We start from the raw sequence: 4,731 nt of genomic DNA on the forward strand, positions 1-4,731 counted from the left end.
GCCGCCCACCACGCGGTGAACTCCTCCCCACCCCCCGATGTCGCATCCCGGCTCGTCCTTCATGGCGCCGTAACGGCCCCGTCATGGCCGGGATCGGTTCGCACCAGGGACCCTTGGGGCACTATGACGGGGTGGCAGCCGCGAGGTCGTCCGACGACGCAGCCGGCCCGCTCCGCAGGACCGGGCGGGCCCTCGGCCGTGCCGTGCGCCTGCCGGTCACCGGCACCGCCAGAGTCATCCGCAGGGCCACGCACGCGCACGGCGCGGGCGAGTCCGGGCTCGGCAAGCTGATCGAGCTGCACGCCGTGAACGGCGCGGGCGATGTCATGATCACCGTCGCGCTCGCCTCGACCGTCTTCTTCTCCGTACCGACCGACGAGGCCCGGGGCCGTGTCGCGCTCTACCTCGCCATCACCATGGCGCCCTTCACCCTCCTCGCCCCGGTCATCGGCCCGCTCCTCGACCACCTGCCGCACGGCCGCCGCGCCGCCATGGCCTGCGCCATGTTCACCAGGGCCGCGCTCGCGATCCTCATGTCGGCCGCCGTCATCACCGGCAGTCTGGAGCTGTATCCGGCGGCGCTCGGGGTGCTGGTCGCGTCGAAGGCGTACGGAGTGATCCGCAGCGCGGTCGTGCCCCGGCTGCTGCCACCGCGTTTCTCGCTGGTGCGGGCCAACTCCCGTGTCACGCTCGCCGGGCTGCTCGCCACCGGGGTCGCCGCGCCCATCGGTGCCGGGCTGCACCAGATCGGTCCCAGGCTGCCGCTCTACGGCGCCTGTCTGGTCTTCCTCGGCGGAACGTTCCTGGCGTTCTCGCTGCCGCACAAGGTCGACTCCGCGAAGGGCGAGCGCAAGGCCCGGCTGGTCAAACGCGGCGAGAGGCGGCCCAGTCTCCGTACGGTCGGTCCCTCCGTCCTGCACGGTCTCCAGGCGAACGCGTCCCACCGCGCGCTCTCCGGGTTCCTGATCTTCTTCCTCGCCTTCCTGCTGCGCGAGCAGCCGCTCCCCGGCCAGACCGCGGCCGTGTCCCTCGGCATCGTGGGCGTCGCGGCCGGGGCGGGCAACGCGCTGGGTACGGCGCTGGGCGCATGGCTCAAGGCCCGCGGCCCCGAGCTGATCATCGCCACGATGCTGGGCATCGCCCTCAGCACGGCGATTCTCGCGGCGCTCTTCTTCGGCGGCCCGCTGATGGCCCTGCTGTGCGCGGTCGCCGGGCTCTGCCAGGCGCTGTCGAAGCTGTCCCTGGACGCGGTGATCCAGCGTGACGTGCCGGAGCAGGTACGGACCTCGGCCTTCGCGCGCTCCGAGACGCTGCTCCAGATGTCCTGGGTGGTGGGCGGCGCGATCGGGATCGCGCTGCCGCTCAACGGGGTGCTGGGCATGTCCGTCGCCGCCGCCGTCATCGGTGTCGGGGCGCTCTTCGCGGCGCGCGGACTGCTGACGGTGGTCAGGCACGGCACCCCGCATCCCCGCGTGGCCTGACCGAAGACGTTGTACGGAAGGCCCTGCGCGGAAGCCTTTGCCCGGAGACCCCGTACGAAAGCCCATGCGCGGAAGCCCTTGCCCGGAGACCCCGTACGGAACCCCATGCGCGGAAGCCATGCGCGCAGGTCCCGTGCGGAAGGCCCCGTTCCGGAGGTCCCGGCGGGCGGGCGGCCCCGGGCGGCGCGCCCCGCCATACCCCCGCGCGGCTCGCCGTACCCCCTGGTGGCCCGTGCCGGTACGACCGATAACCTTCGCCCCATGACCGTTGCGTTCTTCTCTGGTAGGGCCCGCAGGGCCGGCGTCGCCCTCGGTGCTGTGTCCGCCGGACTCCTCGTCCTCGCCGCCTGTGACAAGCCGACGCCGCTCGCGACCGTGACGGTCGGCGACAACTCGGTCAACACCGAGGCCGCCTGCTACAACGACGGCAAGGCGATCAAGCAGAGCGAGATCCAGCCCTGCCTCAACAAGAAGCCGGAGAAGACCGTCGAGGTCTCCATGGACGACGAGGTCCACTTCGGTGTCGACCCGGCGATCGCGGAGCACGGCTGGACGCTCTTCATCGACGGTCAGCAGGCCGAGCAGGAGCCGTACAAGAAGACGTACCGTACGATCCCCGGCAGCGCGTTCTTCTCCAGCCAGACCGGCGAGACCACCAACGCCACTCAGGTCAGCATCGTGGAGGCCGGCGGCAAGGAACTGATCGGAATCTGGCAGTTCGAGTTCAAGAAGACGTCCTGACCTCACCGCGCCCCCGCCCCCGCACCTGCCCCTGGAGGCTTCCGCCATGCGTGTGCTTGTCGTAACGGCGGTGGCGGCGGAGGCGGACTCCGTCGCCGCGGGACTCGACCGGTTCGCCGGCAGCGGTGTCCGTGAACTCACCGGTGGCTACGAGATCACCGGCCACGCGCAGTACGTGCCCCGGCCCGGGTCCGTGCAGATACCGGTGGTGGACGTCCTGGCGGGCGGAGTCGGCCCGACGGCCGCCGCGGTCGCCACGGCGACGGCGCTGGCGGCCTCCCCGTACGACCCTCCGTACCATCTCGTCATCTCGGCCGGCATCGGCGGCGGCTTCCGGCACCGCGCGCCGGTCGGCTCGCTCGTCGTCGCGGACACGATCGTCGCGGCCGACCTCGGTGCCGAGACCGCCGACGGCCATCTGTCGGTCGAGGAGCTGGGCTTCGGCCGCAGTGTCCACCGGCCGCCGGCGGAACTGACCGCCCGTATCGCCAAGATCCTGGACGCCGCTCCGGCGGACGGGAGCACTCCGCGCCCCAGGACGGTCCTCGCGCCGGTCCTCACCGTCTCCACCGCGACCGGCACCGCCGCCCGCGCCGCCGCGCTGACCGCGCGTCATCCGCTCGCCGCGGCCGAGGCGATGGAGGGCTTCGGTGTCGCGGAGGCCGCCGCCGTCCACTCCGTACCGTGTGCCGAGATCCGCGCCGTCTCCAACACCGTGGGACCGCGCGACCGCGCCTCCTGGGAGATCGGCCGGGCCCTGGAAGCGCTGCGGTACGCGTTCACGCTGCTCACCCCGGTCTTCGAGGAGCCGTCATGACCGTCCAGCCGCTGCGGATCGCCTACTCGCCCTGCCCGAACGACACCTTCGTCTTCGAGGCGTGGGCCCATGGCCGGGTGACCGGCGCACCGGACCTCGATGTCACCTTCGCCGACATCGACATCACCAACGGCATGGCGGAGCGCGGTGAGTTGGACGTGCTCAAGGTCTCGTACGCCGTACTGCCCTGGGTCCTGGACGAGTACACGCTGCTGCCGTGCGGCGGCGCGCTGGGCCGTGGCTGCGGCCCGCTCGTACTGACCAGGGAGCCCGGCACCGATCTGACCGGCAGGACCATCGCCGTGCCGAGCGAGCGCTCCACGGCCTATCTGCTCTTCCGGCTGTGGGCGGCGGATGTCGTCCCGGGCGGAGTGGGCGAGGTGGTCGTCCTGCCGTTCCACGAGATCATGCCCGCGGTACGGGACGGCAAGGTCGACGCCGGACTCGTCATCCACGAGGCGCGTTTCACCTATCAGGATTACGGTCTGCACTGCCTCGCCGACATGGGCGAGCACTGGGAGTCCACGACGGGCCTGCCGATCCCGCTGGGCGCGATCATCGCGAAGCGCTCGCTGGGCACCGAGGTGCTCCAGCTCCTCGCGGAGTCGGTGCGCAGGTCGGTCCGTATGGCGTGGGACGACCCGGAGGCGTCCCGGCCGTATGTCCTGGAGCACTCCCAGGAGATGGATCCGGCGGTGGCGGACCAGCACATCGGGCTGTACGTCAACGAGTTCACCGCGGACCTGGGCGACGACGGCTACGCGGCGGTACGCGGGCTGCTCACGCGTGCCGCGGCCGAGGGACTCGTACCGCCCCTCGGCCGTGACGCGTTGCGTTTCGTCTGATCACACTTCGGTGATCGCACCTCGAAGATCCTGCCTCAGCGATCGCACCTCGAAGATCGCGTCTCGAAGATCATCCCTCGGATCGGATCCGGAGCGGAGCCGGATCGGCCCCGGAGCGGACTCAGACGTCCAACTGGTCGGCGACCGCCCGCAGAAGGCTCGCGATCTGCGCGCCGTGCACCTTGTCGGGGTAGCGGCCGTGCTCCAGCATCGGTGTGATGTTCTCCAGCAGCGTCGTCAGATCCTGGACGATCGAGGCGAGTTCGTCGGGCTTGCGGCGCTGGGCCGCCGCGACGGAGGGGGTCGGGTCGAGGACCGTCACCGAGAGCGCCTGGTCGCCGCGCTGGCCCGCGACGACGCCGAACTCCACGCGCTGGCCTGGCTTGAGTGCGTCGACTCCGGCAGGGAGGACCGACGAGTGCACGAAGACGTCGCCGCCGTCGTCGCGGGAGAGAAAGCCGAAGCCCTTCTCGCTGTTGAACCACTTGACCTTGCCGGTAGGCACGTCTGTCCTCGTCCTCGTACTCGTTGGGGCGCTGGCGCGCACAAAAACGGCTCTGGATAGCACTACAGCGGGTCGACCGACCCGCCAACCCCAAGGCTAATGGTCCAGGGGCTGGTGACAAGACGTCGCCGGATGGTTCCTGTCCGCTGCTGTCCGGTGGGAACTACCCTGGTGAGGTGACCGCTACTCCTGCACCCCGCACCCCACTCGGCACCACGCCCACCGCCGCGCGCCGCGCCACGGTGATCAGCGTCGCGATCGCGCCGACGACGAAGACGATTCCGCCGATACGGACCAGTCCGTCGCCGGGGCCGGCCTCGTCCGTGGCGCGGCGCGCGGCGG

Annotated in this window: 5 protein-coding genes; 4 read left to right on the forward strand and 1 reads right to left on the reverse strand. The window is 71.1% G+C overall.

Annotation, left to right across the window (positions count from 1 at the left end):
- Positions 1 to 83 precede the first annotated feature (83 nt).
- From BFF77_RS19270 to BFF77_RS19285, 4 genes are all read left to right on the forward strand, one after another.
- Complete coding sequence (locus BFF77_RS19270) at positions 84 to 1,481, forward strand: MFS transporter (protein WP_425424394.1); 1,398 nt, start codon at positions 84 to 86, stop codon at positions 1,479 to 1,481.
- 261 nt (positions 1,482 to 1,742) lie between these two features.
- Positions 1,743 to 2,222 (forward strand): DUF2771 domain-containing protein, encoded by a 480-nt coding sequence (locus tag BFF77_RS19275; protein WP_066951330.1) that lies wholly within the window; start codon positions 1,743 to 1,745, stop codon positions 2,220 to 2,222.
- A gap of 46 nt (positions 2,223 to 2,268) precedes the next feature.
- Positions 2,269 to 3,039 carry a futalosine hydrolase gene (locus tag BFF77_RS19280; RefSeq protein ID WP_066951333.1) on the forward strand — a complete coding sequence of 257 codons (771 nt, stop codon included), beginning with the start codon at positions 2,269 to 2,271 and terminating at the stop codon, positions 3,037 to 3,039.
- Positions 3,036 to 3,884 carry a 1,4-dihydroxy-6-naphtoate synthase gene (locus BFF77_RS19285; RefSeq protein WP_066951336.1) on the forward strand — a complete coding sequence of 283 codons (849 nt, stop codon included), beginning with the start codon at positions 3,036 to 3,038 and terminating at the stop codon, positions 3,882 to 3,884. The genes BFF77_RS19280 and BFF77_RS19285 overlap by 4 nt, the downstream gene beginning before the upstream one ends.
- Positions 3,885 to 4,005: 121 nt before the next feature.
- Here the strand turns inward: BFF77_RS19285 and BFF77_RS37785 are convergent, their stop codons facing one another.
- The gene (locus BFF77_RS37785; RefSeq protein WP_066951338.1) at positions 4,006 to 4,389 is read right to left on the reverse strand and encodes a cold-shock protein; all 384 of its coding nucleotides are present in this window, start codon (positions 4,387 to 4,389) and stop codon (positions 4,006 to 4,008) included.
- Between the last annotated feature and the right edge of the window lie 342 nt (positions 4,390 to 4,731).

Origin of the sequence: Streptomyces lushanensis (assembly GCF_001700515.1) — a bacterium.
Taxonomy (GTDB): domain Bacteria; phylum Actinomycetota; class Actinomycetes; order Streptomycetales; family Streptomycetaceae; genus Streptomyces; species Streptomyces lushanensis.